The sequence below is a fragment of the Pseudomonas atagonensis genome (genome assembly GCF_011369485.1).
Lineage (GTDB): Bacteria > Pseudomonadota > Gammaproteobacteria > Pseudomonadales > Pseudomonadaceae > Aquipseudomonas > Aquipseudomonas atagonensis.
The window spans coordinates 20427-47415 of record NZ_VXCA01000009.1; the positions used below are offsets into that span (position 1 = coordinate 20427).

Annotated in this window: 25 protein-coding genes, 2 tRNA genes and 1 pseudogene; 5 read left to right on the top strand and 23 right to left on the bottom strand. The window is 58.6% G+C overall.

The window, feature by feature from the left end; all coding sequences use genetic code 11:
* The first annotated feature begins 77 nt into the window (after positions 1–77).
* Both F2P67_RS05655 and F2P67_RS05660 read left to right on the top strand, forming a co-directional pair.
* Positions 78–488 (top strand): antitoxin Xre-like helix-turn-helix domain-containing protein, encoded by a 411-nt coding sequence (locus F2P67_RS05655; protein ID WP_166218421.1) that lies wholly within the window; start codon positions 78–80, stop codon positions 486–488.
* Positions 485–1165 (top strand): RES family NAD+ phosphorylase, encoded by a 681-nt coding sequence (locus tag F2P67_RS05660; RefSeq protein WP_166218423.1) that lies wholly within the window; start codon positions 485–487, stop codon positions 1163–1165. Before F2P67_RS05655 ends, F2P67_RS05660 begins: the two co-directional genes overlap by 4 nt.
* Positions 1166–1586: 421 nt before the next feature.
* Here F2P67_RS05660 and F2P67_RS05665 read toward each other — a convergent pair whose 3' ends face one another.
* The 8 genes from F2P67_RS05665 to F2P67_RS05700 all read right to left on the bottom strand — a co-directional run bounded on the left by F2P67_RS05665 (position 1587) and on the right by F2P67_RS05700 (position 8735).
* Positions 1587–2444 carry a DUF5677 domain-containing protein gene (locus F2P67_RS05665; protein WP_166218425.1) on the bottom strand — a complete coding sequence of 286 codons (858 nt, stop codon included), beginning with the start codon at positions 2442–2444 and terminating at the stop codon, positions 1587–1589.
* Between the two features lie 190 nt (positions 2445–2634).
* The gene (locus F2P67_RS05670) at positions 2635–3792 is read right to left on the bottom strand and encodes an AAA family ATPase (protein WP_166218427.1); all 1158 of its coding nucleotides are present in this window, start codon (positions 3790–3792) and stop codon (positions 2635–2637) included.
* A 237-nt stretch (positions 3793–4029) separates the two neighbouring features.
* A tRNA-Thr gene (locus F2P67_RS05675) sits at positions 4030–4105 on the bottom strand.
* A gap of 420 nt (positions 4106–4525) precedes the next feature.
* Positions 4526–5761, bottom strand: coding sequence for a methyltransferase (locus F2P67_RS05680; RefSeq protein ID WP_166218429.1), 1236 nt, complete (start codon positions 5759–5761; stop codon positions 4526–4528).
* Positions 5742–6431, bottom strand: coding sequence for an ABC transporter permease (locus F2P67_RS05685; protein WP_166218431.1), 690 nt, complete (start codon positions 6429–6431; stop codon positions 5742–5744). Before F2P67_RS05685 ends, F2P67_RS05680 begins: the two co-directional genes overlap by 20 nt.
* On the bottom strand, positions 6431–7123 hold the full coding sequence (locus tag F2P67_RS05690; protein ID WP_166218433.1) for an ABC transporter permease: 693 nt from the start codon (positions 7121–7123) through the stop codon (positions 6431–6433). The genes F2P67_RS05685 and F2P67_RS05690 overlap by 1 nt, the downstream gene beginning before the upstream one ends.
* A 78-nt stretch (positions 7124–7201) precedes the next feature.
* Positions 7202–7948: an ABC transporter substrate-binding protein gene (locus tag F2P67_RS05695; RefSeq protein ID WP_166218435.1), complete on the bottom strand. Its 747-nt coding sequence runs from the start codon at positions 7946–7948 to the stop codon at positions 7202–7204.
* 13 nt (positions 7949–7961) lie between these two features.
* Complete coding sequence (locus tag F2P67_RS05700; protein WP_166218437.1) at positions 7962–8735, bottom strand: ABC transporter ATP-binding protein; 774 nt, start codon at positions 8733–8735, stop codon at positions 7962–7964.
* A gap of 550 nt (positions 8736–9285) precedes the next feature.
* On the opposite strand from F2P67_RS05700, the gene gabP reads away from it, so the two are divergent.
* Entirely contained in the window at positions 9286–10677 is a 1392-nt protein-coding gene (gabP, locus tag F2P67_RS05705) for a GABA permease (protein WP_166218439.1), read from the top strand.
* 68 nt (positions 10678–10745) lie between these two features.
* Here gabP and F2P67_RS05710 read toward each other — a convergent pair whose 3' ends face one another.
* The 4 genes from F2P67_RS05710 to F2P67_RS05725 form a co-directional block, all read right to left on the bottom strand.
* Positions 10746–11198 (bottom strand): hypothetical protein, encoded by a 453-nt coding sequence (locus F2P67_RS05710; protein WP_166218441.1) that lies wholly within the window; start codon positions 11196–11198, stop codon positions 10746–10748.
* 6 nt (positions 11199–11204) lie between these two features.
* On the bottom strand, positions 11205–11618 hold the full coding sequence (locus F2P67_RS05715) for a hypothetical protein (RefSeq protein ID WP_025110944.1): 414 nt from the start codon (positions 11616–11618) through the stop codon (positions 11205–11207).
* A gap of 29 nt (positions 11619–11647) precedes the next feature.
* Positions 11648–12598, bottom strand: a complete 951-nt coding sequence (locus F2P67_RS05720; protein ID WP_425511015.1) for an alpha/beta hydrolase family protein — start codon at positions 12596–12598, stop codon at positions 11648–11650.
* 94 nt (positions 12599–12692) lie between these two features.
* Positions 12693–13751 (bottom strand): PDDEXK nuclease domain-containing protein, encoded by a 1059-nt coding sequence (locus F2P67_RS05725; protein WP_166218445.1) that lies wholly within the window; start codon positions 13749–13751, stop codon positions 12693–12695.
* 258 nt (positions 13752–14009) lie between these two features.
* On the opposite strand from F2P67_RS05725, the gene F2P67_RS05730 reads away from it, so the two are divergent.
* A complete protein-coding gene (locus F2P67_RS05730) occupies positions 14010–14459 on the top strand; it encodes a carboxypeptidase regulatory-like domain-containing protein (RefSeq protein ID WP_166218447.1) in 450 nt (149 codons plus the stop codon).
* On the opposite strand, the gene F2P67_RS05735 is transcribed toward F2P67_RS05730, so the two are convergent.
* The gene (locus F2P67_RS05735) at positions 14456–14812 is read right to left on the bottom strand and encodes a hypothetical protein (RefSeq protein ID WP_166218449.1); all 357 of its coding nucleotides are present in this window, start codon (positions 14810–14812) and stop codon (positions 14456–14458) included. The two genes, F2P67_RS05730 and F2P67_RS05735, sit on opposite strands and share 4 nt — an antisense overlap.
* 158 nt (positions 14813–14970) lie before the next feature.
* Between F2P67_RS05735 and F2P67_RS27895 the strand changes: the two are divergent.
* Positions 14971–15243, top strand: a pseudogene (locus tag F2P67_RS27895) (sigma factor); the annotation flags it as partial.
* A 254-nt stretch (positions 15244–15497) separates the two neighbouring features.
* On the opposite strand, the gene F2P67_RS05745 reads toward F2P67_RS27895, so the two are convergent.
* The 10 genes from F2P67_RS05745 to F2P67_RS05785 all read right to left on the bottom strand — a co-directional run bounded on the left by F2P67_RS05745 (position 15498) and on the right by F2P67_RS05785 (position 26976).
* Positions 15498–16970 carry an aminotransferase-like domain-containing protein gene (locus F2P67_RS05745; RefSeq protein WP_166218453.1) on the bottom strand — a complete coding sequence of 491 codons (1473 nt, stop codon included), beginning with the start codon at positions 16968–16970 and terminating at the stop codon, positions 15498–15500.
* A gap of 27 nt (positions 16971–16997) precedes the next feature.
* Positions 16998–18422: an L-lactate permease gene (locus F2P67_RS05750; RefSeq protein WP_166218455.1), complete on the bottom strand. Its 1425-nt coding sequence runs from the start codon at positions 18420–18422 to the stop codon at positions 16998–17000.
* 17 nt (positions 18423–18439) lie between these two features.
* Positions 18440–19054, bottom strand: a complete 615-nt coding sequence (locus tag F2P67_RS05755; RefSeq protein ID WP_166218457.1) for a glutathione S-transferase family protein — start codon at positions 19052–19054, stop codon at positions 18440–18442.
* On the bottom strand, positions 19051–20826 hold the full coding sequence (locus tag F2P67_RS05760; RefSeq protein WP_166218459.1) for an FAD/NAD(P)-binding protein: 1776 nt from the start codon (positions 20824–20826) through the stop codon (positions 19051–19053). Before F2P67_RS05760 ends, F2P67_RS05755 begins: the two co-directional genes overlap by 4 nt.
* A complete protein-coding gene (sbnB, locus tag F2P67_RS27950) occupies positions 20820–21851 on the bottom strand; it encodes a 2,3-diaminopropionate biosynthesis protein SbnB (protein ID WP_343045138.1) in 1032 nt (343 codons plus the stop codon). The genes F2P67_RS05760 and sbnB overlap by 7 nt, the downstream gene beginning before the upstream one ends.
* A 5-nt stretch (positions 21852–21856) precedes the next feature.
* Entirely contained in the window at positions 21857–22831 is a 975-nt protein-coding gene (gene sbnA, locus F2P67_RS27955; protein WP_343045139.1) for a 2,3-diaminopropionate biosynthesis protein SbnA, read from the bottom strand.
* Positions 22832–23235: 404 nt separating this feature from the next.
* Positions 23236–23311 (bottom strand) — tRNA-Phe (locus tag F2P67_RS05770).
* Between the two features lie 103 nt (positions 23312–23414).
* On the bottom strand, positions 23415–23687 hold the full coding sequence (locus F2P67_RS05775; protein ID WP_003220737.1) for an oxidative damage protection protein: 273 nt from the start codon (positions 23685–23687) through the stop codon (positions 23415–23417).
* The gene (mutY, locus tag F2P67_RS05780) at positions 23684–24751 is read right to left on the bottom strand and encodes an A/G-specific adenine glycosylase (protein ID WP_166218461.1); all 1068 of its coding nucleotides are present in this window, start codon (positions 24749–24751) and stop codon (positions 23684–23686) included. The genes F2P67_RS05775 and mutY overlap by 4 nt, the downstream gene beginning before the upstream one ends.
* Complete coding sequence (locus F2P67_RS05785) at positions 24748–26976, bottom strand: AsmA family protein (protein ID WP_166218463.1); 2229 nt, start codon at positions 26974–26976, stop codon at positions 24748–24750. The genes mutY and F2P67_RS05785 overlap by 4 nt, the downstream gene beginning before the upstream one ends.
* Between the last annotated feature and the right edge of the window lie 13 nt (positions 26977–26989).

Here is a 26989-nt window from a genome sequence, read left to right on the forward strand (position 1 = left end):
ATTTACGGATTAAAAGAAACCAAATGTCCGTATATGTACTAGGCTTTAGAGCATGTCATTCAGCAATGGAGGCGGCCGTGCCTACCTCATCCCCAACTCTCAATCCGCGTGAGCAACTCGACGTCCCGGAAGCCGGGCGTGTTGCGCTGAAGTTCTTCTTCAACCTCATGGAGCGCTGGGGTTGCAACGCCGAACAGCAGCGCACGTTGCTGGGAGGCGTCGGCAACACCACGTTCTACAAGTACAAACATCTGCCACCGAACGTTCGCCTGCCGCACGACACGCTGGAGCGTATCTCGTACCTGATGGGCATTCACAAAGCGTTGAGCATCATCTTCAGTAACAGCCGTGAACGTGCTTATACGTGGGTCAGTAGCCCAAACTCTGCCGCGCCATTCAATGGCCGAACGGCGCTGGATTACATGCTGGCTGGGAGGGTGGTCGATATCGCCGATGTACGTCGTTACCTCGACGGGGTGCGCGGATGAATGCCCCGCCGCTGGCCGAGCCGCAATGGCCCAAGGCCTATCGGATCGTCAACAGCAGCTTCCCGCCGATTGCGTTGTTTGAAGATGTGCTCGACCCCGAGGATCTGGACGTCGCCTACGCCATCGAGGCGCTGACCAATGATCGCCTGATCGAACAGGCCGGCGTCCTCGCCCGCGTGCGTCCCGAAGATCGAATCTCCGGCCCTGGCTCGACTCCGGTAATGGCCGCGTTTACCCACATCGGTAAAACCAGCCGCTTTTGTGACGGAACCTTCGGTGTTTATTACGCCGCGAGTAGCCAAGCGGCCGCCATCTCCGAAACCTGTTATCACCAGGAGCGTTTCCTTGCAGCCACCAACGAGGCTGACCTTGAGCTAACCATGCGTACTTACGTCAATCGCGTAGTTAAGCCGCTACATGATGTTCGCCACGACTTTCCCGATTTGCATCAACCCGATCCGCAGGCCTATGCCCCATCTCAAGCATTTGCCCGACAACTGCGCGAGTCTGAATCCTGGGGTCTGTTGTACAACAGCGTCCGCTTGCCGGGCCATGAATGTGTCGCCGCGTTCCGGCCGCCGGCGGTATCGATTCCCAAGCAGGGCAAGCATCTGCGTTATGTGTGGAGTGCGAGCCAGCGCAGGATTTCGTTTGTGTTTGAGATCAGTCAGGTTTGAAGCTCTGCAGGAGACTGGACTCTTAGCATTTGGATAGTTCTAGGCACGCTGCTGTAAAAGAAAAGGTGACCGATCTATTTTTCAATCGCTGTTTGCGTTGCGCTCCGACTGAGGGGGAGCGCGCAGTGTTGAAGTTCGGCGCACAAGCTTCTCCCATGGCGGCAAGAGCATCCTCAAACTCCAGAAACAACAAAGCCCCTGCATTTCTGCAGGGGCTTTGTTTTGTATGGTGCCGGCACCAGGAATCGAACCCGGGACCTACTGATTACAAGGAAGGTGCTTTAAACATAAAAAACAATGACCTACGCGATTCGTTGTTAAGTGCGGACACACCAAAACCCTCATGCTTTGCGGGCTTCGGTTCGCTTGTTACGTGAGTGTTGGCCAAGCCTGCGGACGCATGTGGCGCTGCTCGGACAGTTCAGTCATGCGGCGGATAAAGGAAATCCATATCTTCGGCACGGAGATTCCACTTTTCCGCGATCACGCGTGCTTCACCCGCTCCAAGCAACACGTGCTTGGCGGGGGGGAACAGGCTCGCATAATGATGTGCGAAGTGTCCCAAGAGCATGACGATAACCATCATATGGCCTGATCCCAGCATGTACTGGATTTGCAAGGTGCTCGCTTGGCCGTTCTGAATCGCCCCGATGAAGTCACTGTGGACATGGCCACTCAAAAAGGGGTAGGTCGAGGTGAAGTAGGTTTTGTGTAAACCTGCCTCTACTGCTAAGTCGTTCCAGTTCCAGCCTACGCCCCAGTCACCCTTGCGCAGGCTTTTGCGTTGGGAGTCAGTATAGTTTTGGAAGTGCGGAGAGCTTTGAATCAAAGGCCACAGTGCGGCAGCATCGTCTTTGGCTGTCTGTCGGATTGTCCGAGCTTCATCCGTGGTGGCAGCCATTTTGCTCCGTTTTTTCCATCCACAATATTCCCAGACATCATGTCGGAACTCTTGCAGCGATTCGTTTCCACCGCTGAGAAGCCACGTCATCACAAGATAGTTCTCAAGCGATGAACGAGTCAGAACCGCTATTGAAGAGTGGTCAATAAAGCCGCCCGAAGGAATGGTTCGGTTGTGAAAAGGTGAGGGTTCCAGCAAGGTTCGCGCGGAACACATATGACGGAACAGTTTTTTTGCCAGATCATGCTGACTGAACATCCACTTAGGGTTTTTCGCTGTTGGATCATGCTGCATTGCCTGCGCAGTTATCATGTCTGCCATCAATGCGATCAGAAGACCGAATTCCCTCTCAAGCTCTTCCTCTCGTTGATACGGCATTCCCTCCCCCGGTTTCGTTGGTTTCGTACAGAGTATCAGTCAGCCAATCATCACCGAATAGGCCCGCAGGGGCTTTCACCACCCCTGCGGGCCTTACGTGTTGTTAAGGGTGTTTTTTCTTAGTCTGCAGAAGGGGATACAAGCGAAAAGGGGACTGATTTATTTTTTTGAACAAAGATCAGCCAGCGGCCTAGCTCCCCTCAATCAAGGCCCGCTCTTCCAGCCAGATCTCTTGAACAAACTGATCTGTAATCGCGTAAAGCCCGTGCCCGCGTCGCATGATGATGTTCTCGGCAACCAGCGCAATCACCACCGGTTGAATTTCTTCGACCCGTACCTCTCGCCCGACTGACTTTGAATACTCAGCCGCTGCGTCAGTGGAGAAAATTCCGCGAGCATCGCCTTCTGCAGATGCGATTTTGTTGAAAACGGCTTGAGCCAGGCTACCCAGTTGCTCGACTTTTTCCAGCTCGATGCTCGCCGCTGCCGAGCGCAATGTGCTGGCGATTACCGGTAGGAACACATCGGGCTCACCATCTTGCTGTAAGAGTTGACGTAGGGCCTTCAGCATTTCTTCAGGCCGATTGCCCAAAGTGTCGAACGCTTCGATTGCAGCTTCGAGGGACGGTAATTTGTCCTGCTTCACAGTCATTGCGAGTCGGTTGAGCAGAAATTCAACGTAATCGCCTTTCAGCAATGGATAGGCTGCGGACGTGGCGCCGGAAAAAGCGTGGTTGCGTTTGGCTGTCAGTTCGCTGACTTGCGCTCTGTGCGAACCTGTTCCGATGAATAGAAAGTATCCCGGCGTTTTCGGACGAGGGTTGATTGCATCGCGGGCGGCTTTGAGTGCTAGGAGCATCTGATTGCCGTCGTCTGAGGAAATAGCGTGCTGCACCTCGTCAATGATCAACACCAGATCAGTCTTGGCTTGATCTACGAGTTCGGTGAGTGCTTGCGCCAGTGTTGGGCCTTCGACGTTGCCAATGCTGTCGAGTTTGAAGCCGAACTTGAATCCAGCGGCGCCGATTTCAACATTGCTGACTCGCTTGAATGTTTCCAAGGCATTGGAGCCCGGCGTTTGCAGATCTTTCAGGGTTTCCCGGATGGCGTTGTGCACAAGCGTTGCCGGGTTGGCCAGAGTGTCACTCCACAAGTCGACGTAGATGACCAAAGCACCTGCTTCCTCCAAGGCCGGGATAAGGTCGTTCCTCAGAAACGTCGTTTTACCTGTACGGCGCAGGCCAGATAGAAATAAACCTGAGCGCAGACCTTCGTCGAGCACCCCTGGATTGAGAAGCTGGTTGGCCATTGACTCGGCAAGTTCCGGGCGCTGAAAAATGCTGCTCATACGATTACACCTATTTATGTGTACACCATAATTATTGCTATTTCATAATTTAGCATAAAGAGGGAAATGTGAACCGTTCGTTCAAATTCCACGCTATCGAAGTGTGTAAGAGGAAGTGTGGCTAATCGCGCGAAGTGCGAGGGGAGAAGCTATTTTCACCGAGGGTAAAACTGCCAGGAATATAAACACCCCAGAAACAACAAAGCCCCTGCATTTCTGCAGGGGCTTTGTTTTGTATGGTGCCGGCACCAGGAATCGAACCCGGGACCTACTGATTACAAGTCAGTTGCTCTACCATCTGAGCTATACCGGCGTGTGGGCGACGATTATAGCGACTGGGATGATCCTGTAAACCCCTGAATTCAGACTATTTTTACTCGGGTGCCGGATCAGGTGCGGCACAGACAATGCCTTTGGCTTTCAGAGCAGAAAAAACGGCGTTTGGAGGATCTGGATCAGTGGGCTCAGACGAGCGAACTATTGCTGATTTAGAACGTACTTCAGCAGCGGTTATGCCGATTTCGCCGCAAGCTTATGCACAACGGATTGGAGCACTGGCACATTTAGTCGTGGGTTTGTGGAGGTGTTCTCATTTTGTGCGCAAATCCCTGTTTTACAGGTTTTTTATTTATATGAACAAAAAATGACCAGACCTGTTAAGACAGCGAAACAGGCGTAAATATTGGATCCACGACAAAACCATCAACAGAGTTATCCACAGGCTTCGAAAGATTTACCTTCGCTCGGCCAGCAGCAGGAGATTACGCGGCGTCAGCGGCGTTTCGCAAAAAGTACCGAGTCGCACGATGTATCCCTGTTCGGCAAGGAAAAGTGCGCGATCAAGGTTCAGCCAAAGCTCAAGCGGACGTCGGAATAATCCGCGCAGTAACTCGAGGTTGCGAACTTCAGCTAAACGTTTCCATCCGGAGGTTTCGAGCGCTGGCCAGTCTTGCGAGCCAACTGTGGATAACTCTTTCAGCGCGGCGAGGTCGCGGCAATACTCGGCAAACGGTTTGTCCAGCCAGGCGCTGGGCAGGGAAGGGGTTGGCAGGTATTCGTCGACGCCGCGCAGTTGGCGTTGGAGCAGATCAAACGCCAGGCGTCGTGCCATCGACTCGTCGCGTTGGCGCCGTACCCGAGCGCCAGCGGTGACCGTTTCGCTCATCGGCAGCGCCAGATCGTCCAGCGAGAGCTGTAGCGCCGAGTGCAGTCCGGGATGGGATAACGCCTGATATTCACTGCGACTGATCCGGTTGTAGCAGCACGGCGCGATAGCGATTTGTTTGCATTCGGCGGCCGAGGCGAGTTGCATCAGCCGCACGTGCAGATCGCCGCAGGCGTGCAGGGCAACGGGCGTGTGGTGACGGTTCAAAACGGTCGCTGCATCTGCTGCCAGCACATTTTGCTCGATATGCAGGGCGTGCAGATGATGACGCTGGCTTAACGCCTGGCCGCTGGCAACCAATAAAGGATCGTATTCAACGCAAGTCAATTGCTGTCCCGCGCGCAACAAGCGCCGCCCCAAGTGCCCCTTGCCCGAACACCAATCCAGCCAATGCTGCGGCTGCGAGGTGAAGGACAAACGACTGGCAAAGGCTTCGATCTGCTGCCATTTGCGCCCCGGCACATCGACATTCAACCGATGCCCCGCAGCTCCCAGCGTATGTCCGGGCAACTCGCCAACCGCGCTCAGTTCCGCCGACAGCACCGCCAGTGAAGCGAATGGCTCCAGCGCATCGACAAGGTCAGCAGGTTGGTTATGCGCGTTTTCCGCATCCTCCAGCGACCGCCCGCGTAGCCACGAGGCCAATTCCGGGTAGGACGTTTCCCAAGGAAGTTGCAGATGAGTGAACGGTCGGGGTTTCCACAACGCCTGATGCGCCGTGAGAAAAGTATCCAGAGCCGTGAAGCGGGCGAGTAGATCCTCGCCCGTCAGCACGTGGGAAGAATCAACGCCCTTGGCAGGCATCAACGCGCAGCCAGCGCTCCAGCAGCTTGAAGCCGCGCACAAGCACGTAGGACATCAGCAGATAGAACACACCGGCGGCGAAGAAGATCTCCACCGGCAGGTAGGTGCGGGCAATGATCGTGCGGGCCATGCCGGTCAGTTCCAGCAGGGTCACGGTGCTTGCCAGGGCACTGGCCTTGAGCATCAGAATCACTTCGTTGCTGTAGGCCGGCAGGCCGATGCGCGCGGCACGCGGCAGGATGATGTAGAACATCGCTTTCGGTTTGGACATGCCCAAGGCCCGCGCCGCTTCGATTTCGCCCGGTGGAATGGCCTGGATCGCACCGCGCAGAATTTCGGCGATGTAAGCCGCCGTGTGCAGGGTCATGGTCGCGGTGGCGCACCAGAACGGATCGCGCAGGTACGGCCACATCGAACTGTTCCTGACCACGTCGAACTGTGCCAGGCCGTAGTAGACCAGGAACAGTTGAACCAGCAACGGCGTGCCACGGAAAAAGAAGATGTAGGCGTAGGGCAGGGCGCGCACGTACCACAGCTTTGAAGAGCGGGCGATGCCCAGCGGAATCGCCAGCAACAGACCGGCAATCACGGCGATGGCCACCAGTTCCAGGGTGAGGGTCGCGCCCTGCGCCAGTTTCGGCAGCCACTTGATGATGACTTCCCAGTTCATTAAGCGCTCCTCGCAAAGCCGCGGGCGGCGCGTTTTTCCAGGAAATGCATGCCGGTCATGGCCAGCACGGTCAGGCCGAGGTACATGAGCGCGGCGACCATATAGAAGGTGAACGGCTGTTTCGACACGGTCACGCCGATTTGCGCGTGACGCATGATTTCTTCCAGGCCGATCACCGAGACCAGCGCGGTGTCTTTCATCAGGATCATGAACAGATTGCCAAGGCCCGGCAGGGCGATGCGCCACATCTGCGGCATGATCAGTCGGGTGAAGATCCGCCATTTCGACAGGCCCAGGGCCACGCCGGCCTCACGGTGGCCTTTGGGAATGGCGAGGATCGCGCCACGAAACACTTCCGTGGCGTAGGCGCCGAAGCACAGGCCCAGCGCGATGACACCGGCGGCAAAGGCACTGAGTTCCAGATCGGGATTGCCGAAAAACTCACCGAGCGCGCGCATCAGGTTGACCGTACCGAAGTAGATCAACAGCACCCAGAGCAATTCCGGGATGCCACGCACCAGGGTTGAATAAAAGCCGCCAAGCCATTGCAGGGGCTTGTACGGGGAAGTCTTGGCCAAGGCGCCGAGCAGACCGAGCACCAGCCCCAGGCACAGGGCCGAGAGTGCCAGTTTGACGGTCATCAGCGCGCCGGCGGCGAGCGCCGGGCCGAATCCGTAGAGGTCGATAATCATGGATTTCTTTTCAAATCGCGGCAGGCAAGGCCGGGGATCGGCACCGCTGGGGAGCGGCGCCGATCCGGCAGGTCAGAATCAGTAGATGCTGAACGGGAAGTACTTATCGTTGATCTTCTTGTAGGTACCGTCAGCGACGATTTCCTTCAGCGCGGCGTTGAGCTTCTCGCGGATCGGGTCGCCTTTGCGTACAGCGATACCGATCTTGTCGCTTTCTTCCACCGGGTCGCCCTTGAATTCGTAAGCTTTGCCGGCGTCGCTTTTCAGCCACTCGTAGTTGACGTATTTGTCCGCGAGGATGCCGTCCAGACGACCGGACGTCAGGTCGAGATAAGCGTTTTCCTGGGTGTCGTAGAGCTTCACTTCTACGCCCGGCATGTTGTCTTCCATGAAGGTACCGGCCAGGGTTGCGCGCTGGGCGCCGATCACTTTGCCTTTGAGGGAGTCCTTGTCGGTCTTGAACTCTTTATCTTTCGGCGCGATGAATTGCAGCTTGTTGGAGTAGTACGGGTCGGTGAAGTCCACCGCGCCCTTGCGTTCGTCGGTGATCGACATCGAGGAGATCAGGAAGTCGAACTTCTTCGCGTTCAGGGCTGGAATGATGCCGTCCCAATCGGAAGTGACGACGCTGCACTCGACCTTCATCTTGGCGCACAGAGCGTCGCCGATGTCTTTGTCGAAGCCGACAACGTTGCCGCTGGCATCTTTGTTGTTGAACGGCGGGTAAGCCGCTTCGATGCCCATCTTCAGGGTCTCGGCCATGGCACCGGCGCTGAACGCCAGGGTGACGGCCGCAGCCAGGAAGACCTTTTTATAGTTCTGCATGCATGTTGCTCCGTTAGCGGTTGCTGGACATGAATTGTTTGCAGCGCGCCGAAAGCGGGTTTTCGAACACCTGCTGAGGCGATCCTTGCTCTTCCACCAGCCCCTGGTGGAGGAACACCACTTCGCTGGAGACCTGACGGGCGAAGCCCATTTCGTGGGTCACGAGCAGCATGGTGCGGCCTTCTTCGGCCAGTGCGCGGATGACACTAAGTACTTCCTGAACCATTTCCGGGTCAAGCGCGGAGGTGGGCTCGTCGAACAGGATCACCTTCGGTTGCATGGCCAGCGTGCGGGCAATCGCCGCGCGTTGTTGCTGGCCACCGGACAATTGCGCCGGATAGGCGTGGCGCTTGTCGGCGATGCCGACCTTGGCCAGCAGCGCTTCGGCGACTTCGATGGCTTCGGCCTTGCTCTGGCCGAGCACGCGGCGCGGGGCTTCGATGATGTTGTCGAGTACGCTCATGTGTGGCCAGAGATTAAAATTTTGAAACACAAAACCAATCTCGGAGCGCAGGCGGTTGATCTGCTTGCCGTCGGCGGCAACCAGTTCGCCATTCTTGGCAGCCTTGAGCTTGAGTTCTTCCCCGGCCACCAGAATCTGGCCCTGGTGCGGGTTTTCCAACAGGTTGATGCAACGCAGGAACGTGGACTTGCCGGAACCGGAGGAACCGAGGATCGAGATCACATCGCCGTCGCGGGCGGTCAGCGAGATGCCTCTGAGCACCTCAAGCTGTCCGTAGCGTTTGTGCAGGTTGCGGATTTCAAGCGCGGGCGTGGCCTCAGCCATGTGCGTTCCTCATATATGTTGCGCTCCAGCTGTTGGGTGGCCTTCCTGGCGAGGCGGCCAAGCTAGCATAGCGTTTCAATGGCAGCCAACAGCGCTACGAGCGGTAAACGGGTGGCATGTGGCAGGTTGTCGCATCGGCACAGCAGACTGTCGCCCCATCAACAACCGAACGGGTGTTTGATCGTGCAAACCGGGGTGTCGCGTAAAAAAAGGCGCGATGTTGCCAGCTTTGGCGGGGTGTTGGAAGCGCTATCCGGCCGAACGTTCCTGAATCGCTCTTTTATTGTGCATCCCACACTTTTTCAGTGTGTTTCTGGTGCGCTGATTCGTCTTGAAAGTGAGTCGCAGGGTAACGTTCTGGCGAATTGCCATTAATTTTAAGGACTTGCGATGACTGTCCGGTCGCTCTGAAGACCGCAGGCCAGAAGAGTTTGAAATATTTTGGCGCAATTATTGCGTGCAGAATATGGAACGCCCCGTTGGTTTCTTTTTACGAGAAGGAAAACCAGACGAGACGGACGCAATCGCTTTCCTCGCAAAGGTAGTTTCGATGAGCAGTACCCCAAGCTCCAATGGCCTTGAACAAGGGCTCAAACCGCGTCATGTGACCATGTTGTCGATCGCCGGTGTGATCGGCGCCGGTCTGTTCGTTGGCTCTGGCCATGCCATCGCTGCCGCCGGCCCTGCCGTGCTGCTGGCCTACGCTGCCGCCGGCACCCTGGTGGTACTGGTGATGCGCATGTTGGGCGAAATGGCAGTTGCCTCGCCGGACACCGGCTCGTTCTCGACTTACGCCGACCGTGCCATCGGGCACTGGGCCGGATTCACCATCGGCTGGTTGTACTGGTGGTTCTGGGTCTTGGTAATTCCGCTGGAAGCCAACGCTGCCGCGACCATCCTGCACGCGTGGTTCCCAAGTGTGGGGATCTGGGCATTCGCGCTGATCATCACCATGTTGCTGACCGTGACCAACCTGTTCAGCGTGAAGAATTACGGTGAATTCGAATTCTGGTTTGCCCTGATCAAAGTCCTGGCAATCATCGGCTTCATCATCCTTGGTCTCGCCGCGATCTTCGGTTACCTGCCGAACAGCCAGGTCAGCGGTGTTTCGCACCTGTTCGACACGGGTGGTTTTCTGCCAAACGGCATGGGCGCGGTGCTGGGCGCGATCCTGACCACCATGTTCTCGTTCATGGGCACCGAGATCGTGACCATTGCGGCCGCAGAATCGAAGAACCCGGGCAAGCAAATCTCCAAGGCCACCAATTCGGTGATCTGGCGGATCGGTTTGTTCTACCTCGTGTCGATCTTCATCGTTGTGGCATTGGTGCCTTGGAACGATCCTACGCTGGCCAACCTTGGTTCCTACCAGACTGTGCTTGAGCGTATGGGCATTCCGAACGCCAAGATGATCGTCGACATCGTGGTTCTGGTCGCGGTAACCAGCTGCCTGAACTCGGCGCTGTACACCTCGTCGCGCATGCTCTTTTCCCTCGGCAAGCGCGGTGATGCACCGGCCATTTCGACCCGCACCAACAAAAGCGGCACGCCTTACTGGGCGGTGATGCTGTCCACAGGTGCGGCATTCCTCTGCACTTTCGCCAACTACGTGGCCCCGGCCGCCGTGTTCGAGTTCCTGCTGGCCAGCTCCGGCGCCATCGCGCTGCTGGTGTATCTGGTCATCGCCTTCTCGCAACTGCGCATGCGCAAACAGCGCATGGCGCGCGGCGAGAAAATCGTTTTCAGCATGTGGCTGTTCCCGGGTCTGACCTACGCGGTGATCATCTTCATCGTCGCCGCCCTGACCATCATGCTGTTCCAGGAAGCCCACCGCGTGGAAATACTCGCAACTGGCTTGCTGAGCTTGATGGTGGTGGCTGCCGGCTTGCTGGTAGCACGTCGTCGCAAGCTGGAAAAACGTGGCGCGGTGGTGTTGAACTGATCCGTAACGCGTAATGCAAAACGGCCGCTGTCAGTGATGACGAGCGGCCGTTTGTTTGTGAGCGGTGGTTATTCGCTCTTGTCTTCCTGCGATTCCACCGACTTGCCATAAGCATCCAGCGCAACCCCGAAATCGGTGATGAACTGTGGCTCGCTCAGCCAGGCCTGGGCTTCTTCGATCGTTACGCCTTCGGCCCACATGCGGTAGTCGATCAACATGTCGGCGGCAAGGTGGGTGGCAGCCATGCCTTCGTTTTCGGCGTTTTCCATGTCCAGCAGTTCTGGATGGTCAACGATGATGAATGCCAGTTCGCGCAGCAGCGTCAGCAGCATTTCGTTGCGGCTGACGGCTTCGGCGTCGCGCATTTTGCTGAACATCGCCAGGGTGTATTCCGGGATCGGCTCGGCGAGGTGGCCGAGGTCTTCGTCCTGATCCAGCGGTTTGCGGCCGACCATACGGATTTGCTTGGCCTTGGCCTTGGCGCGTTTGGCGCGTTTCTGTTGTTTGTTCAGGGATGCCATGGGAACTCAGTTCTTCTGTTGGGTTTGTGCAGCGATCGCATCGGAGGCTGCCACATAGTCGGCCTGAAAGGCCGGCGATTCGATCCACGCCAATGCGCCGGCCTCGTCGGTTTCTTTCGACCACTGGCGGTACTCGATCAGCGCCGCGAGGATGAAGTCCATCGCGCCTTCTTCGCCTTCCTGTTCATAGACCAGTTCCAGCAGCGGGTCTTCGAGGAACGCCGTGCACAGGGCTTGCTGGCTGATCTTCTCGGCGTCGATCATTTTCTTGAACAGCTCGGTCAGGTCCACCGATTCGAAGTCGATGCGGTCATCGTTCGGGTCCAGCTCGACCGGCGCCTCGGCGCGTTTGGTACGATTTTGTTTGGCCTTGGTCTTGGCCCGGGCGGCGCGTTTTTGCTGCTTGTTGGCGGAGGCCATGATGTTGTTCCGTGGTGCGTTGGATGGGCTCAGCTGCGCGGAATTTGCCGCCCGGGTGTGTCGGGGGCCAATTCACCGGTTTGCAGCCAGGTCAGAGCGATGGGCCATAGTGTGGCTTGGTATGCGCTGCGAAAAAAGGCGAAATGTCCGACTTGTTGTTCGCCGATGTCTTGCGGTTCGATGCGCAAGTGGGTTTTCGGGGCATTGCTGAAGTAGCCGAGCAGGCGTTCGATGGCCGCCGTTGTGCCGTAGGGATCGTCGCTGATGCTGATCGCCAGGGTTTGCGCGCAGACCTTGTCGAAGGGCAGGGCGCCTTTATTTTTCATGAGTGCGCGACCGCTTGGGCGCTCTTCGAAACGCGGGGCAGGCGTGCTCCAGTCGCGCACAACGCCCGTCGGCGTGTCCTCCAGCCAGCCGAGGCGCTTGCCGGGGAAATAGCCGCAGAACAGCGTCACCAGCGGCATCAGCAGATGCCATTTGCCGAACATGCGCCAGCGGTGTTCCGGCGCGTAATCGCGCCAGTAAGCGAACTGCGCACCGACGGTGACCAGCCGTCGGATAACCTGTCCGGAGTCGCTTAGCCCCGCCGCGCAACCGCCAAAGCTGTGGCCGACCACATCGATGGGCTGACCAGGAAAATCCCGCTGCGCGCGTTTGAGCATCGCTTCGAAATCCAGAGCGCCCCAGTCTGTCCACGAGGCCTTCAGACCTTTCATTGATGCCGGACGCGATTCGCCAATGCCTCGGTAGTCGTAAGTGATCACGTCGAAGCCATTGGCGAACAGATAAGTGGCGAATCGCGAGTAATGACGGCAGCGAACAGAAGTAGCAGCGTTGATGATGACCACTGGTCGCTCGGCGTCGGGCAGGGAATGGCACCAGGTAAAACCGCCAAGCATGTATCCGTCGGCGGCCGGCTCCTCGAAAGGCTCGCCTTGCGTTGCAGCCAAAGTCGGCGACCTTGACTGCGTGTCCTGCATTGCGGGCGTTTCCTGACAGCTCATGGCACTCGACCTTGGCGGGTAAGCTGCCAACGATAGTCTGCGCGCCGCGCGGGAACAATCTGCAGGTTTTTTATTCAGGGGATTGGGTGAGCCTGCGTTCTTCGATCAAGGCTTGTTCGCGATTGAGTTCTGCGCGCAGCTCCTCTTCGCTCGGCAGGATCGTCTTGTAGCTGCTGGCAAACAGTTGCTCATTGCCTTTGAGCATTGAGTAACGCGCCACCGAATCGTTGCTCTCGGCAGACAAAATGATCCCGACTGTCGGCTTGTCGCCCTCGCTGCGCATGAGTTCGTCGTACATGCGCACATACATGTCCATCTGTCCGACATCGCGGGCGCTGAGCTTGCCGCGTTTAAGGTCAATGATCACGAAGCATTTCAGCAGGTAGTTGTAGAAGACCAGATCGATGTACAGGTCGACGCCGTCGGTGCTGATGCGTTGTTGTCTGGCGACAAAGGAAAAGCCTTTGCCCAGCTCAAGGAGAAAGCCTTGCAGGTGGTCGATGAGGGCTTGTTCGAGACTGCTTTCCCTGACCTTTCCCGCTGACGGCAGACCGAGAAACTCAAGCATGACGGGGTCACGAATGAATTCACGCGAATTGCACTTCATCGCTTCGATATTGGTGGTGGCTTCTTCGATCACCTCGGCTTTATCTCGACTCATGAGTAGCCGTTCGTAGTAGAGCGTAAGAATCTGGCGATCAAGAGCGCGGCTTGACCAGTTCAGATTGGCGCATTCTTCCATGTACCAGTGGCGGGCTTTTTCGTTGTTCACTCCCAAAAGTCTGCGGTAGTGCGTCCAGCTCAATTCGTGACGCAGTGCGTCACGAATTGGAAATGCCTGATAAAAGAGGCGCATATACCGTAGGTTGGAGGCATCAAATCCTTTCCCGAACTTCTCCGTCAGATCCTTCGCCAGCAGGGCCAGTAATTGTTTCCCATAGCCCGCACGCTGGGCACCCTGTTGTTCAAACTCGACAATATGCCTGCCGATCTGCCAGCAGGTCTGCACTTGAACCGTATCAACCGCTCGCAGCACTTTTTGCCGCGCCTGACGAATCAATTCGCCAAGCTCCCCCAGCAAGGAATCAATTTTCGGGTCTTGCTTGTCAGCAGGTTTAAGCTCGCTCATCGGGTCTTCCGCTTCATGGTGAACAGACGCAAAAGCATGCCCAAACTCGCCGTTTGAATATGTCGGGAGAGACGGCGAAGTCAGCAGGAAGAGGAGATTGGTAACGCAGGACTTTGCCGGGGAAAAGGGTCTTGGCGGGCGGAGTCTGTAGTCCTTTTCGTACGCCAGCCAAGTCCCAATCAATCTAAAACACGGCTCCGTATACAAAATCTAAAAGGAATAACGATTGGGCTCTGCGAGAGCCCGGGAGTCGTCATCATGAAACGCATGCTTACCTTCATGCTGCCGGTCACTGCAGTGGCTGTTCTACTGTTCCCGGTGATGTTGCAGGCAGCCGGTCTTGGGCCCATCGACAGTGCGGGGGTGCAAGTTCAGCAGCAACAACAAAACGGCATCAGCTATCTGTCCGGCGGGATCGGTATGGATGAGTCCAAAGCCATCCAGCAAACCAACGGCTACAACGTGCACATGACGTTTTCCGTGGGTGTGGATAACAAATACATCCCCGATGTAGACGTGGTCATCTCGAAAGCCCAAGGCCAGACCGTCCTCAACCTGACTCAGGCCGGGCCGCTGGTGTATGTGCAACTGCCGCCGGGTAAATACACCGTGCAAGCCACACGCAATGGCGTGTCACGGCATGACACGATTGATGTCGGCAGCGCAGCGGCACGCAACCTGGTGTTCCATTGGGATGACAACAGCTAGCGCGACCGGGAGTTGCGCCTGGCGTTTGGCGCAGGTTTGCTGATGCGTGTCAGTCGATGCCACGCCAGACCTGCAACCAGCAGCAATCCGCCGAAAAATCCTTCAAAAACGACATGAAACCAGTACGCGCCCGGTTGCCCGGCGAGGGTGTAGACCTTGGCCGGCCCGCCGCGAGTGGCGGTAGTGATCGTGTCGTGGATCAGGCCGTCGATGGCCGAGTAACAGAGCAGCGCTCCGGTGCCGATCAGAAACACGCTGATCATGATTGCCAGTCCTCTGGACACCAGACTTTCCTGGGGTGGCGGCGGATGGGGCAGGGGAACGCGGGTTCGTTTCTGGTTCATCGCGGGCATGACCCTCTTCCGTAAGGGGCGGCCAAAGTAGCGTGGAAATGGCTGATCGACCAGCGCCGACGTTGAAAAATCCCAAAGCAATGGCTGATACTTTTTCTCATTAGCGCCCGTGAAAGCATCACATCGGCCCAGCCCACCGCACCCGGATTCGCCCTTCGATGCCGCCAGCCCCCCGCCTGCTGCTGAGTTTTCAGGAACATTACGACGACCTGCTAAACCTCCTCACCCGGCGCATGAGCGACCGGCAGCGAGCCGCCGATGTCGCGCAGGAAACCTACCTGAGGTTGTTGAATATCGATGCATCGGTGGCGGTGCTCAACGACCGCAGCTTCATTTTTCGGGTCGCGGGCAATCTGGCAATCTGGCAATCTGGCAATCTGGCAATCGCCACGTTGCGCCGCGAACAGCGTCTGAGCGGCATTCTCGACGACGCTTTGCAGCAAGTGTCCCCAACGCGCGCCGGGCCTTGCTGCTCAATACAGCACGGTCTGGGGCCAGCGCGCGACGCTGTTCTACTCGCCGACCTACGGGCCGGCGTACCTCTACGATTATCAGGGGCGCGGACGCACGTATACGTTGAGCTGGTCGATGGCCTATTGATCTTCTGAAACGATAAAACCCGCGATCTCTGTGCAGTGATCGCGGGTTTTTTCTGTTGGGTGTGTCAGTCGTTTCGTCCTCAGGGTTACGCCGGTTCCTCTCGCTTCTGAACCCGTTGCAAGCGCTCGCCCGAGGGGGGAGCTGCGAGGTGCGCGCACTGGGCAATCACGCTGAGGACTTGAATGACGCTTGGCGAAAGCGTGGTGCCCAGGCAGATGCGCAAACCTGTCGAAGGCTGACCGTCGGCGAAGAAAATCCCGCTGCCGGCCACATGACAGCCGCGCTCGCTCGCCAGCCGTTCCAGCGCAGCCATGTCGGTGTGGCCGGGCAGTTTGATCCAGTGGATGAATCCCCCACGCGGCGGGACGTACACGGTGCCCTCGGGGAAATCGCTGCGCACCAGTGTTTCCACAAAACTTGTCAGCGAGGCCAGTTGCGAGCGGAGCCGGGCGCAGTGCTCGTCCATGTAACCGCGTCCGATGAACTCATTGAGGACATTCTGCGCGAGGCTCGACACCGCCAGGTTGCGCGAAAACATCTGCGCCAGAATGGCCTCGCGATATTTCCCCGCTACACACCAGCCCACGCGATAACCGGGTGCGATGGTCTTCGAGAATGACGAACAGTAAATCGTCTGGCCGCTGCTGTCGTAACTCTTGATCGCGCGCGGGCGGTTTTCTTCAGGTACCAGGTCGAAGAAGATATCGTCCTCGATAATCGGCACATCGGCCTCACGGGCCACCCGTGACAATCGCGCGCGGGTCTCGTCCGGCATGATGAAACCGCGCGGGTTCTGCAGGGTTGGATTGAGAAAGATCACTGCGACCTTCTTCAACTTCAACGCCTCTTCGAGGTGATCGACGTCCATGCCCTGAGTGCCGTGGGTGCGGATCGGCAGGGCGCGCATGCCAAGGCGTTCGATGGTCTGCAGGATGCCGTAATAGGTGGGGGTTTCGATGGCGACTGTCGAGCCTCTTGGTGCGACGGCCTCGAGGGCCAGTTCCAGGGCGATGGTGTCGCCCGACGTCACGAGGATTTCGTCCGGCCCGCAGACCACGCCACGCGTCAGCATCAACCCGGCAATGCGCCGACGCAGCGCCGGCAGACCGGGTGGCGCGACCAGTCCGGTCAGCGTGTTGTCAGCCTTGCTGGCCAGCACCGACAGGCATTTGTTCAGCAGTACGTGGGGCGTGAGGTCGCTGTGCAGAACGGCAGAGCTCAGTGACGCCGTGGTGCGCGAGGCTGCTTGAGAGAGCATCGCGACCACCGCGTGATTGACGTTGACGGTGACACTGGAGAAATCGAAACCGCTGGCGGGTTTTGCCTGTCCGGAGGCCGCGACGAAGTAACCGACACGCGGCACCGTCGAGACATAGGCATCGGCTTCCAGATCAGCCAGCGCCCGCTGGACCGTGGTGATGCTGGTTTCAAACATGCGCGCCAGCGTGCGGATCGAGGGCAGTTTCGATTCGGCTGCCCAGTCACCACTTTCGATCTGGCGAATAACCCAGTCCTTGACTATCCGCCAGCGCTTGTCCGGTAAATCAAACCTGTCCATAAGTTCTCTGTTGTTTCTCGAAACAATTCAGAGAAAGTAAAGTAAAACGACCCCCGTTGCAGCAACTATGACGATGTTCAGGGCAACCAGTCCGAAGGCAAACCGGATCAGGCTGTTTTCTTCGTGGCGGTTGGCACCGGCGAGTCCGGTGATCAGCGACAGAATCGATAACGATCCCAGTGCACCATGCCCGGCGGCGCTGTTGACCATCGCGGCCAGCCACGCACCGTGCTCGCTGGTCAGTGCGGCGATGGACGGCATGACGAGGGTGTTGCCGCCGACGTTGGAACCGGTGACATAACCGGCAATGCCCGCGAGCAAGGCAATCGTCGGCGCCAGGGAAATCCCCGACAGCGATTGCAGCGTGCGTTGTGCTTCGACCAGAAATCCGGCGTTGACCATCACCTGGGAAAGCAGCAGGAACAGGAAAATCGTCGTCACCGGAAACTTCGCCCGGTTGAACAGCGCGCGCCACGGGAAACCCGCCGCAGCGCTGTGCTTGATCGACATCAGCAAGGTGACGATCAGCAGTGCCAGTCCCGGAGACGCCAGCGGCTTCCACGAAACGTGTTCGCCCTTGATGACCCACAGCGCATCCCAGCCCGACAGGACAAACAACCCGCGCGACGCAACGATGACCCCCAGCAAGGCCAGATACGGCCACGCCGCGCTCGGCCAGCGCACCAGTTTGCCGCGTTGCGAGAACGAAATGCCCAGTCCCACGCACGCCACCGCAAGCCCTGCCAGCACTCCGGAGACTTCCGGCCCGATCCACAGATTGATCGAGAACAGCACCGCGACGAACAGCGCCGTCACCACGATCAGTCCAAGCCACGCAGTGACCTTGCGGATGCCGCCCTGCCACATGGCGATCGCCGCCAGGCAGAGGAACACCGGCGCACTGATCAGCGCCGAATGGCTGCCGAGGGTTTGCGCCGGCAAATGCGCCAGCAACGCACCGATCACCGTCGCCAGACCCAGCGTGCCCCACGGCATGATGACCATGCCGGCCAGGGCGATTTTCATCCCCGACTGGCGGCTGAACAGGCCCATGAGCAAGGGCACAGTGGCGATCAGTGAGACACCGAAACCGGTCATCGCTTCAAGCAGTGGCGCCAGGCCCAGCACGATGAAGATGACTTGCGCCGGCGGTGTCCAGCCAAGCTCTTTAACCCACGCGCCAATGGCTTGAGGCGCGCCACCGCGCTCCACCAGGATGACGAAGGCCAGCCCCGGCACGATCACGCACGCGGTGCTGAGAAACAGGATCGTGGTGTCCTGAAAAATCGCCGAGCTGATCGCCGCCGACACCGGTCCGGCGGCGCCCAGTGCCCACAGCACCAGCACCAACACGACGCCGGCCAGCGCCGCTTGTACCGGTGGCCGACGCACGATCAGGATCAGCGCGATCACCAAAGCGATCGGCGACATTTGCAACAAGAGAGAGCTCATACACAGTTTTCCTTAACTTAATCGTGAGTCTGGCCGCTGTACTCGGTCGCCCGCATCGATGGGCGCTCACAAAAAGTCCGGTACCACTTGGCCAGGCGTGTCTGAGCGGAAAATTCTGATAGCTGGCGAAAGGCGATCCAGTCGAGTGCGGTCGCCAGGGCAATGTGACCAAGGGTGATCGGACCGTTGAGGTCGACGTGCTCTTCGATAAAGCGATAAGCCTCTTTGAGTTTGAACGCCTGGCCCTCGGCGTACGCCGGATAGCGCAAGGCTTCGGGGCGGCGCTCGGTTTCCCAGCGCAGCTTGATGCCGACATCGCACATGCCCTGCGCCAAGGCTTGCAGACGCAGAGCCTTGTAGCGCTCGGGGCCGCTGGCTGGAATGAATTTCGGGCCGTTGCTCAGATCGTCCAGGTACTCGCAAATCACGATGGAATCGAACAGCGCGCTATCGTCGGGGAGGATCAGCACCGGCACCTTGCCCAACGGGTTGGCCTTGTAGATGACCTCGTTCGGCGACGTCGGGCTGGTCTCGTGGTGGATGACTTCCAGGCTCGAAGCGATCCCGAGTTCGTGGGCAAGCACCAGCACTTTGCGGGCGTAGGGCGAATGCGTCTGGTAGAAAAGTTTCATGCGGGAGTACCTGCCTCAAAAATTGCAGTGGCGGCTCGATGGGCGTCCATGAACAGGCGCGAGGGCGCACCCGCCGACGTGACGTAGTGGTTGTAGTAGCAAGAGCCTTCGGCGAGCGGGCCAAGTACCCAGAGGTTGCGCACGGGTTCGCCTGCACTCGACTTCGGATGACACGCCGCATCGACATCAATACCGTCAATGCCTGGCACGTCGGTACGCGGGCGGATCAGCCCGAGGCGCGCGAGATCGCGTACCGGTGCGCAGTCGCTGTTGGTCACGCCACTGCTCTGGACATAGCCGGCGACACGCTTGTAGTTGTCTATCGCAGGCCGAGAACCCGGCTTGAGGAATGTCAGCAGGCCGGCGTCACACAGGGCGAGCAGGTCGGCGTGGCGCTCTTTCTGCGGACCGGCGACGAGGCGGTTGATCGTCTTGTGCCAACGACCATAGAACTGCCGATGCGAGGCGTCGGTCAGCCCGTCGAAGTCGACCGCTTCACGCAGTCGGTCACGCAGATCGCGCCAGACCTCAATGGCCGCTTTGATCGCCGACTCACCACGGCCCAGCCGCGACTCGTGCAAGTCGGCTTCGAGCGTGTCGTAGATCCAGGCGTGATAGTTGTGCGGTGTAACGTTGTCCGGCAGTGCATGCCAGATCAGCGCCTGCGGGTTGATCGCGCCGCCGGTGGCTTCGTTATCGCGCAGCAAGGCTTCGCAGGCGACCACACCAGCAGGCCCGGCGACGCTGACGCTCCTGAGTTGCTCGAGTACCTGCGTCGGTTTTTCATGCAGGACGGCAACGGCCGCCGCACGCATCTCCAGCAGCATCAACGGCAGGATGTCCTGCTCGAAATCCAGCTGCCGGTTCTGTGAGTTGGCTCGCAAGGACTCAATACGCGCACTGGTGAGCAGCACAGCTTGATGACGGGGGAACTCGATCAGGCCGTTGGGACGTGTGCGGAAAGGCAGGCCGTCGCGCGACTGGATAAAGATTACCGGCTCGCGACCTGACGGTTGATACGCGTGGCTGGCGTCGGCCATGCGCTTGTAATGACCGCCCCGGCCAGAAGTGAGCGCCGCCAGAGTGTCCATCGCGCCGAGGCCCAGCCCTTCAATCAGCACGGTTTCGCCGGGTTCGATGGTGTCGAGGCTGCCAGGCAGCGGATAGACGTCCTCGATGCGGTTGCGATTGGCCAGGCGCAGGCGACCGGTATGGCCGACCGTCAGGATCAGCCGATCCACCGTCACTGCCTCGCCTGACGCGGTTTTCAGAACGTACTGTTGAGCCGCATTGCTCTCGACCGCCGTGACGGCCTGCTGGTGCAGATTTACGCTGACCCAGCTCGGTGCGGTGGCGAGGATTTGGGCAAAGGCATCCGCCAGGTATGCGCCGAGCAGATGACGGGGCAGGAAGTCATGCGCCTCGACATCGCGGCCATCGGCGGCGAGCAAGCCGCTGTCCGGATCGACCTTGATGCGCTGCTCACGGCACCACGTCAGGAAGTCCGCCCCCGGTCTTTCCCGAGCACCCACTAGATTCCCGAACGCCGCCGCGTCGGGGAATACCCCGAGCTGACCGGCGACAGTATTGAGCAGCAGGTAATCCGGTTGATCCGGCCAGTGCGCGCCGCTACCGAGGACATTGGGCTCGAAAATGTCGATGACGACAGGTTGATCCGGGCGTACTTCGGCGAGGCTCAGCAGACGTTCGAAAATCGACAATCCGCGCGATCCGCAGCCCACCAGGCCGATGGTTAGAGGCGCCTTCACCATCTGCGCTCCTCCCCGAAAAAGGAGGGGATGGCGACGGCCGAGCCGTCCTTGACCGCGATGTCGTGAATCATCCGGCCAATCGCCAGATCGAGGATGCCCATGCCGAATGGCGAATAGATCAGCGGTTTGTCTGTGGCGACGTGCAGATCACCGCGAATCAATTGCGCCACCGTGCCGGTGACGAAGTCGCGATGACCGTACATCTGCTCGGCCAGATGCGGCGAAGTATTGGCCTTCAGGCAATGGGTGACATCGTCGAAGTAGTTGTAACTTTCTTCGATGATTTCTGCGCCGATATCGCGCAGCGAGATGTTCAGCACAATCTGACCTGGACGGAATGTGCCATTGCCTTTGACGTAAGGTTCGCCGGCGCTGGTGGCGAACACCACGATGTCGGCAGTGAGTGCATCTTGCAGCGACAGCAGCTGCATATCCGGAACTCCGAGCTGTTTGCCGAACGCCGACAACGCTTGGGCTGATTCTGTGTTGAGATCGTGAATCCCCACGCTGTCGAACGACCAGTCGTCGGCGATGAAGGTCTCAAGGATGTTTCGCGAAATCACCCCGCCACCAATGATCGACAGCCTTGGCGCGCTGCGCTTCTGACCGTTCAGCCAGCAGGCACCAAGCACCGCCGACGCCGCTGTGCGCACAGCACTGATCAGCGCACCCTCCAGCAGCGAATAGGGATAACCGGTCTCCGGGTCGTTGAGGATCAGCACGGCCGAAGCGCGCGGGATGCCCGACTTGATGTTGTCTGGGTAGCTGGCGATCCACTTGATTCCGGACACCGACTGATCGCCCTCGCTGTCGACGATGGCCGCTGGCAGCGCAATGATCCGGTTCGCCGGTTCTGCGGGAAAGCGCAGAAAGTAACTGTCAGGGTTAACGGTTTCGCCACGTTCGTGGGTCAGGTAAGTCTGGGCGACGATCTCGATGGCTTCCTGGCGGAGACCGTTGAGGATGTCTTTGACGACAGCGCCGGGAATGACGTGAAACGGTTGAATCGGGTTCTGTGTGGTCATGGGGATTACGCCGAAAGTGCCAGAGCGATTTCTGGGAAAAGGGGTTGCAACGCGGTCGCGCCGATACGCTGGGAAACCCAGTCGTCGGAGTAGATGGTTTCGAGATAGCGCTCGCCCATGTCGGGCGAGATCGCCACGACGACATCGTCGGGCCGAATGTGCGGCGCCCATTGCTGAACGCCCGCGAGCACGGTGCCGGTGGAGCCGCCGAAGAGCAGGCCGTAACGGTGCGCCAGCCAGCGGCAGACCTTGATCGTCTGTTCCTCGGGGATCGACAGGAAGTCGTGAATCCCCGACGGCTCGAAAATCTCCGGCAGGCGGCTGGTGCCCAGGCCCGGAATATGTCGCGTCCCCCCCGGCAGGCCGAAGGTGACCGAGCCGACGGTGTCGACGGCGATGACTTTGGTCTGCGGATGGTGTTCGGCGAAGTAGTTCTTGCAGCCCATCAGCGTGCCGGTGGTGCCAGCGCCGACAAACAAGTAATCCACATGGGGAAACTTGTGGGCGATGGACTTGGCAGTGGCTTGATAGTGGGCGAGGGGATTGGTTGGATTTTTGTATTGGTTGAGCCAGATGTAATCGGCGTTTTCCGCGACCATCTTCTCGATCAGTCGAATCCGCGAGTTGAGGAAACCACCGTTTTCGTCGCGCTGATCAACCATGATCATCTCGGCGCCGAGTGCGTGGATCAACTTGCGGTTCGGCGCCGAAATGTTCGGGTCGATCACACAGACAAACCGATAACCCTTGGCCGCGCACACCATGGCCAGCGCCACGCCGAGGTTGCCGGAGGAAGACTCGATCAAACGGGTCTTGCTGTTGATCAGTCCGCGGCTTTCCAGATCCGTAATCAGCGCATGTGCGGTTTTCAGCTTGATGGAGCCGGCAGGATTCAGTCCTTCGATTTTCAGCTGAACCTTTGCGCTGCAAAGATCAGCAATCTGCACATAACTATCTTCATTGATAAGTTGTTTGATCATACGTCGTCCGTTTCGCTCTTTTGCCGGGCGCACGGGAGCCCCAGCATTCATCCTGGAATGTTCGAAAAGCAGTAATTGCAGTTCGCCTGTTGGGTGTGTTTTCAGATTTTTTAGCTGGACAGGAAGTGACCTTGCGGTGGACGCCAATCTATTCAAAAAATCAGGTTTTGCGCTCTGACGACTTCAGGAGTCGAGCGTGATGCGGGGCGCAAAGTAGAGCCATTCATTGACTCGCCAAGGCTTGAAGAAATACTGGCGAAATTTCCTACAGGGCGAGAGATACAGATTTCGGGTTTTTTTCAGTACAGGGGGATTTGGGTGTATCGGGAGGGGAGGAGAACGGTGTGATCAAATCGCAGGCATAAAAAAAACCCTGAATCTTGCGATTCAGGGTTTTCGGTATTTGGTGCCCAGAGACGGAATCGAACCGCCGACACGGGGATTTTCAATCCCCTGCTCTACCGACTGAGCTATCTGGGCAACGGGGCGCATTAAAAGGGTTTTTCGGATTTACGTCAACGACTTTTTTAAAATTTCTTAAATTAATTCCGTCGCTTACGATCCGAGCCCCGATTTTGCGGGTTTACTCGGCAGGCGGAACGTAGCCTTCGGCCTTGGCGTAATCCTCGCCGGAGAAGTACTTGTCCATCTCGCCCTGAAGATATTTGCGATCTTCGGCGTTCATCATGTTCAGGCGCTTTTCGTTGATCAGCAGGGTTTGGTGCTTCTGCCAGTCAGCCCAGGCTTTGGCCGAGACGTGGTCAAAAATATCCTGACCTTTGGCGCCCGGGAAAGGAGCGCGTTCCAGCGCAGGCAATTCTTCTTTGTACTTACGGCACATGATGGTGCGGGTCATGGTGACTCTCCTGCATTCAAGACGGCGGCCGCGCGTTCGAGCAAGGTTTTGACCGGGGCGGCGAGGCCCAGGCGCGGCGGGGTGGCGAGGTTATACCAGAGCCAGTCGGCCTCGGCCACGTGATGGGCGGCCTCCTGCACCTGAACCAGCCAGGGTTCGATGGACAGCTGGAAATGGCTGAACGTGTGGACGAGGCTCGGCAGTGCCTGCTGCTCGCCCATCGTCAGCGAGTGCTGATCGGCGAGATGTTGCAGGTCGTCGAGGTCATCGAGTTCCGGCAGGCTCCACAAACCGCCCCACAGACCGGTCGACGGACGGCGATAAAGCAGAATCGCGCCTTCGCCGTTGGCGAGCATCGGCATCAGCGTGCGTTTCTGCGGAATGGCTTTGCGCGGTTTGGGAATCGGGTAGCGAGTCTCCAGCCCCAGCATGTGCGCCTCACAGCCTTTCTCCAGTGGGCATAGCAGGCAACTCGGTTTGCTGCGGGTGCAGAGTGTCGCGCCCAGATCCATCATCGCTTGGGTGTAGGCGTTGACCCGGTCATGCGGCGTAAAGCGCTCGGCGTTGGCCCACAGTTGTTTGGCAACCTTCGGCTCGCCGGGGTAACCCTCTTGCGCGGTAAAGCGCGCCAGAACGCGCTTGACGTTGCCATCGAGGATCGGCGCGCGCAAGCCCATGCTGATGCTGGCGATGGCGCCAGCGGTGGACAGGCCGATGCCCGGCAGATCGGTAAGCTTTTCGACGTCACGCGGGAATTCGCCACCGTACTGGCTGACGACGATTTTCGCGGTCTTCTGCAAATTGCGCGCACGGGTGTAGTAACCCAAGCCCGTCCACAGGTGCAGCACTTCGTCTTCCGGCGCTTCGGCCAGCGCTTCGACCGTCGGCAGCGCGGCCATGAAACGGTCGAAATAGTTGAGCACGGTGCTGACTTGGGTCTGCTGCAACATGATCTCCGACACCCACACCCGGTACGGGTTGATGTCTTGCTGCCACGGCAAATCGTGGCGACCGTGACGGTCGAACCACTCCAGCACCGCCGTGGAAAACTGCTCCGCTCTCATCGCTTGAACAGCCCCTTCAATGCGTTTTTCAATTCCGGGCTGACCTTGTCGCCAAGCTTCTCGTCGATTTTTTCACTGAGTTTGTCGCCGGCCATTTTCGTTGCGACCTGACCGAGACGATCGTTGTCGACGCGGCAGGCCTTGGCGCCCAGTTCCAGCGGGCCACGGCAGCGCAGCGGCCACTCGATGCCGACGAATTTTTCGCCGACCTGACAGGCCGGATCCGGCATGGCACGGGTGTCGCCTTCGACGATGATGCCGACGCGATAATCCATGCCGAGCACGCGCAGATCGATATCGCCGTCACCGTTGACGGTCATGCCCGGGATGCGCACTTTCAGGTCCGGGTTGCTGGCGATGCCGTTGCGGAAGGTCAGGTTGCCCTTGAGTTCCTGAAATGGCGTGTCTTTGCCGCGCGGCTCGCCACTGAGGGTTTTGCGGTTGAGCGTGGCGATGCCTTTGCACAGTTGTTGTTCAAGGTTGGCGTTGAGCAGCACGCCATTGTTGATCACGAAACTGGCATTACCGTTAAGCGAATCGATCAGCGCCTGTTGGCTGTTACCGCTACCGGTGATGTTGCTGGTCAGGTTCACCAGGCCTTTGACCGGCGGGTTTTTGCCCTGGCTTTCGAGGATTTTCTCCACCGGGACGCGGTTGATCCGGGTCTGCAGGTTCAGCACTGGCGCCGTCGGACGCACGTCGAGCGTGCCTTTTGCATCGAAATCGCCGTTGTACAGCTCACCGCTCAGGTTGCTCAGGGTCAACAGGCCGCCCTGTCCGGACGCCTTGAGCGCAGCGTTCTGGATCGGCAGTTTGTCGAGGGTCAACTGGCCAAAGGTCAGATCGGCGTCCACGTCGAGTTTGGCCAGGCGCTCAACCGGCAGCAGGCGTTCGTTGCTCCAGGCTGTCTTGCTCGGTTTGTCCGGCAGCGGCGTGGAGCCTGCACCCGCCATGGCATCGGCTTCGGTGTTGGCGACTTCGGCCTGACGTACTTGCGTGGCGCTGTTGGCTTTTTCCGATTTCGGCGGCAGATAGCGGTCGACGTTGAACGTGTCAGCCTTGAGGGTCGCCCGCAGCGATTGTTTGGCGAAGTCTTCCACGGCGATGCGGCCGCTGAAGCTGCTGTCGTCGAGTTTCAGGTTGATGTTGTCGAAAGCGACGCTGCTTGGCGTGGCGGAGACGCGGCTGACCAGCTCGACCTTGCTCAGGCTGCCTTCGGCCATGGCCGGCAGTGTCTGGCCGATGCTGTCGACGAATTTCGCCAGGTCGAACTGGGCAATGGAGATGCCGCCACTGATCTGTGGCGTTTTGTCGAGGTCGTTGGCTTTCAGTTCACCCAGAGCGCGCAACTGGTTGGCGGAGATCTTGATCCCGGTCCATTCGGCGACGTTCGCGGCTTTATCCAGCAGCAACTGGCCTTGGGCGGAGAAGGTCATGGTCTTGCCTTGCAGCGGATCTCCTGCCAGTTCGCCGGACAATTTCATGTCTTCGAACTTGTAGCGTTGCAGGGCGCGCTCGAAGCGCAGCTCACCGTTGAGTTCTGTGCGCACGCGCAATACCGGCTGGTTGGTGCCGAGAAACGCGGTGGCTTTTACCGGAATGTTGGTCGAATCGTGTACCGCGCCAGTGCTCAGCTGGATGCTTTCGGCGCTGAACTGCTTGCCGGTCAACTCGTCGTTGTATTCAACGCGGGCGTTGTTGACGGTCAGGCTGTCGATGTCGAGGCGGATCGGCTGGGCCGGTTTTTCCACTGCGATGGGTGTGTCACTGGCGGGTTGGCCCGGCGTCGCAGTGGTTGGCGGTGTTGCACCTGCCGCAACGGGCACCTTGCCGATGTCTTCCCAGTTGCCGTGGCCGTTCTTGTCACGGTTCAGGCGCAGGTTCAGGCCTTCGACGCGCACATCGCTCATCTGTACTTCGCGGCGCAACAGCGGCAGCACGCGCACGGACAGGCCGAGCATCTGCAGGTCGGCAAAGGGTTCGGCAGGTTTGGCCAGGGTGGCAACACTGGCCTCGTGCAATTCGAGGCCGAGCCACGGGAACAGGCTCCAGCCGATATCGCCATTGAGCGTCAGCTCGATGTGGGCCTTGTCGCGGGCTATCTGGCGGATCTCGTCTTTGTAATCGTTGGGATCGAAGAGGTGGGTCAGGGCAAAGCCTGCCGCCACAATGATCAGCAACAGCCCGAGAAGTACCAGACCCAGGATTTTGCCGAACGCTTTCATGGGCGAGTCCTTG

Excerpts from the sequence above, each read along its gene's own strand:
- F2P67_RS05660 (WP_166218423.1), top strand. The coding sequence starts at position 485 with ATGAATGCCCCGCCGCTGGCCGAGCCGCAATGGCCCAAGGCCTATCGG.
- F2P67_RS05665 (WP_166218425.1), bottom strand. The coding sequence starts at position 2,444 with ATGCCGTATCAACGAGAGGAAGAGCTTGAGAGGGAATTCGGTCTTCTG.
- F2P67_RS05670 (WP_166218427.1), bottom strand. The coding sequence starts at position 3,792 with ATGAGCAGCATTTTTCAGCGCCCGGAACTTGCCGAGTCAATGGCCAAC.
- F2P67_RS05680 (WP_166218429.1), bottom strand. The coding sequence starts at position 5,761 with ATGCCTGCCAAGGGCGTTGATTCTTCCCACGTGCTGACGGGCGAGGAT.
- F2P67_RS05685 (WP_166218431.1), bottom strand. The coding sequence starts at position 6,431 with ATGAACTGGGAAGTCATCATCAAGTGGCTGCCGAAACTGGCGCAGGGC.
- F2P67_RS05690 (WP_166218433.1), bottom strand. The coding sequence starts at position 7,123 with ATGATTATCGACCTCTACGGATTCGGCCCGGCGCTCGCCGCCGGCGCG.
- F2P67_RS05695 (WP_166218435.1), bottom strand. The coding sequence starts at position 7,948 with ATGCAGAACTATAAAAAGGTCTTCCTGGCTGCGGCCGTCACCCTGGCG.
- F2P67_RS05700 (WP_166218437.1), bottom strand. The coding sequence starts at position 8,735 with ATGGCTGAGGCCACGCCCGCGCTTGAAATCCGCAACCTGCACAAACGC.
- gabP (WP_166218439.1), top strand. The coding sequence starts at position 9,286 with ATGAGCAGTACCCCAAGCTCCAATGGCCTTGAACAAGGGCTCAAACCG.
- F2P67_RS05710 (WP_166218441.1), bottom strand. The coding sequence starts at position 11,198 with ATGGCATCCCTGAACAAACAACAGAAACGCGCCAAACGCGCCAAGGCC.
- F2P67_RS05715 (WP_025110944.1), bottom strand. The coding sequence starts at position 11,618 with ATGGCCTCCGCCAACAAGCAGCAAAAACGCGCCGCCCGGGCCAAGACC.
- F2P67_RS05720 (WP_425511015.1), bottom strand. The coding sequence starts at position 12,598 with ATGCAGGACACGCAGTCAAGGTCGCCGACTTTGGCTGCAACGCAAGGC.
- F2P67_RS05725 (WP_166218445.1), bottom strand. The coding sequence starts at position 13,751 with ATGAGCGAGCTTAAACCTGCTGACAAGCAAGACCCGAAAATTGATTCC.
- F2P67_RS05730 (WP_166218447.1), top strand. The coding sequence starts at position 14,010 with ATGAAACGCATGCTTACCTTCATGCTGCCGGTCACTGCAGTGGCTGTT.
- F2P67_RS05735 (WP_166218449.1), bottom strand. The coding sequence starts at position 14,812 with ATGCCCGCGATGAACCAGAAACGAACCCGCGTTCCCCTGCCCCATCCG.
- F2P67_RS05745 (WP_166218453.1), bottom strand. The coding sequence starts at position 16,970 with ATGGACAGGTTTGATTTACCGGACAAGCGCTGGCGGATAGTCAAGGAC.
- F2P67_RS05750 (WP_166218455.1), bottom strand. The coding sequence starts at position 18,422 with ATGAGCTCTCTCTTGTTGCAAATGTCGCCGATCGCTTTGGTGATCGCG.
- F2P67_RS05755 (WP_166218457.1), bottom strand. The coding sequence starts at position 19,054 with ATGAAACTTTTCTACCAGACGCATTCGCCCTACGCCCGCAAAGTGCTG.
- F2P67_RS05760 (WP_166218459.1), bottom strand. The coding sequence starts at position 20,826 with ATGGTGAAGGCGCCTCTAACCATCGGCCTGGTGGGCTGCGGATCGCGC.
- sbnB (WP_343045138.1), bottom strand. The coding sequence starts at position 21,851 with ATGACCACACAGAACCCGATTCAACCGTTTCACGTCATTCCCGGCGCT.
- sbnA (WP_343045139.1), bottom strand. The coding sequence starts at position 22,831 with ATGATCAAACAACTTATCAATGAAGATAGTTATGTGCAGATTGCTGAT.
- F2P67_RS05775 (WP_003220737.1), bottom strand. The coding sequence starts at position 23,687 with ATGACCCGCACCATCATGTGCCGTAAGTACAAAGAAGAATTGCCTGCG.
- mutY (WP_166218461.1), bottom strand. The coding sequence starts at position 24,751 with ATGAGAGCGGAGCAGTTTTCCACGGCGGTGCTGGAGTGGTTCGACCGT.
- F2P67_RS05785 (WP_166218463.1), bottom strand. The coding sequence starts at position 26,976 with ATGAAAGCGTTCGGCAAAATCCTGGGTCTGGTACTTCTCGGGCTGTTG.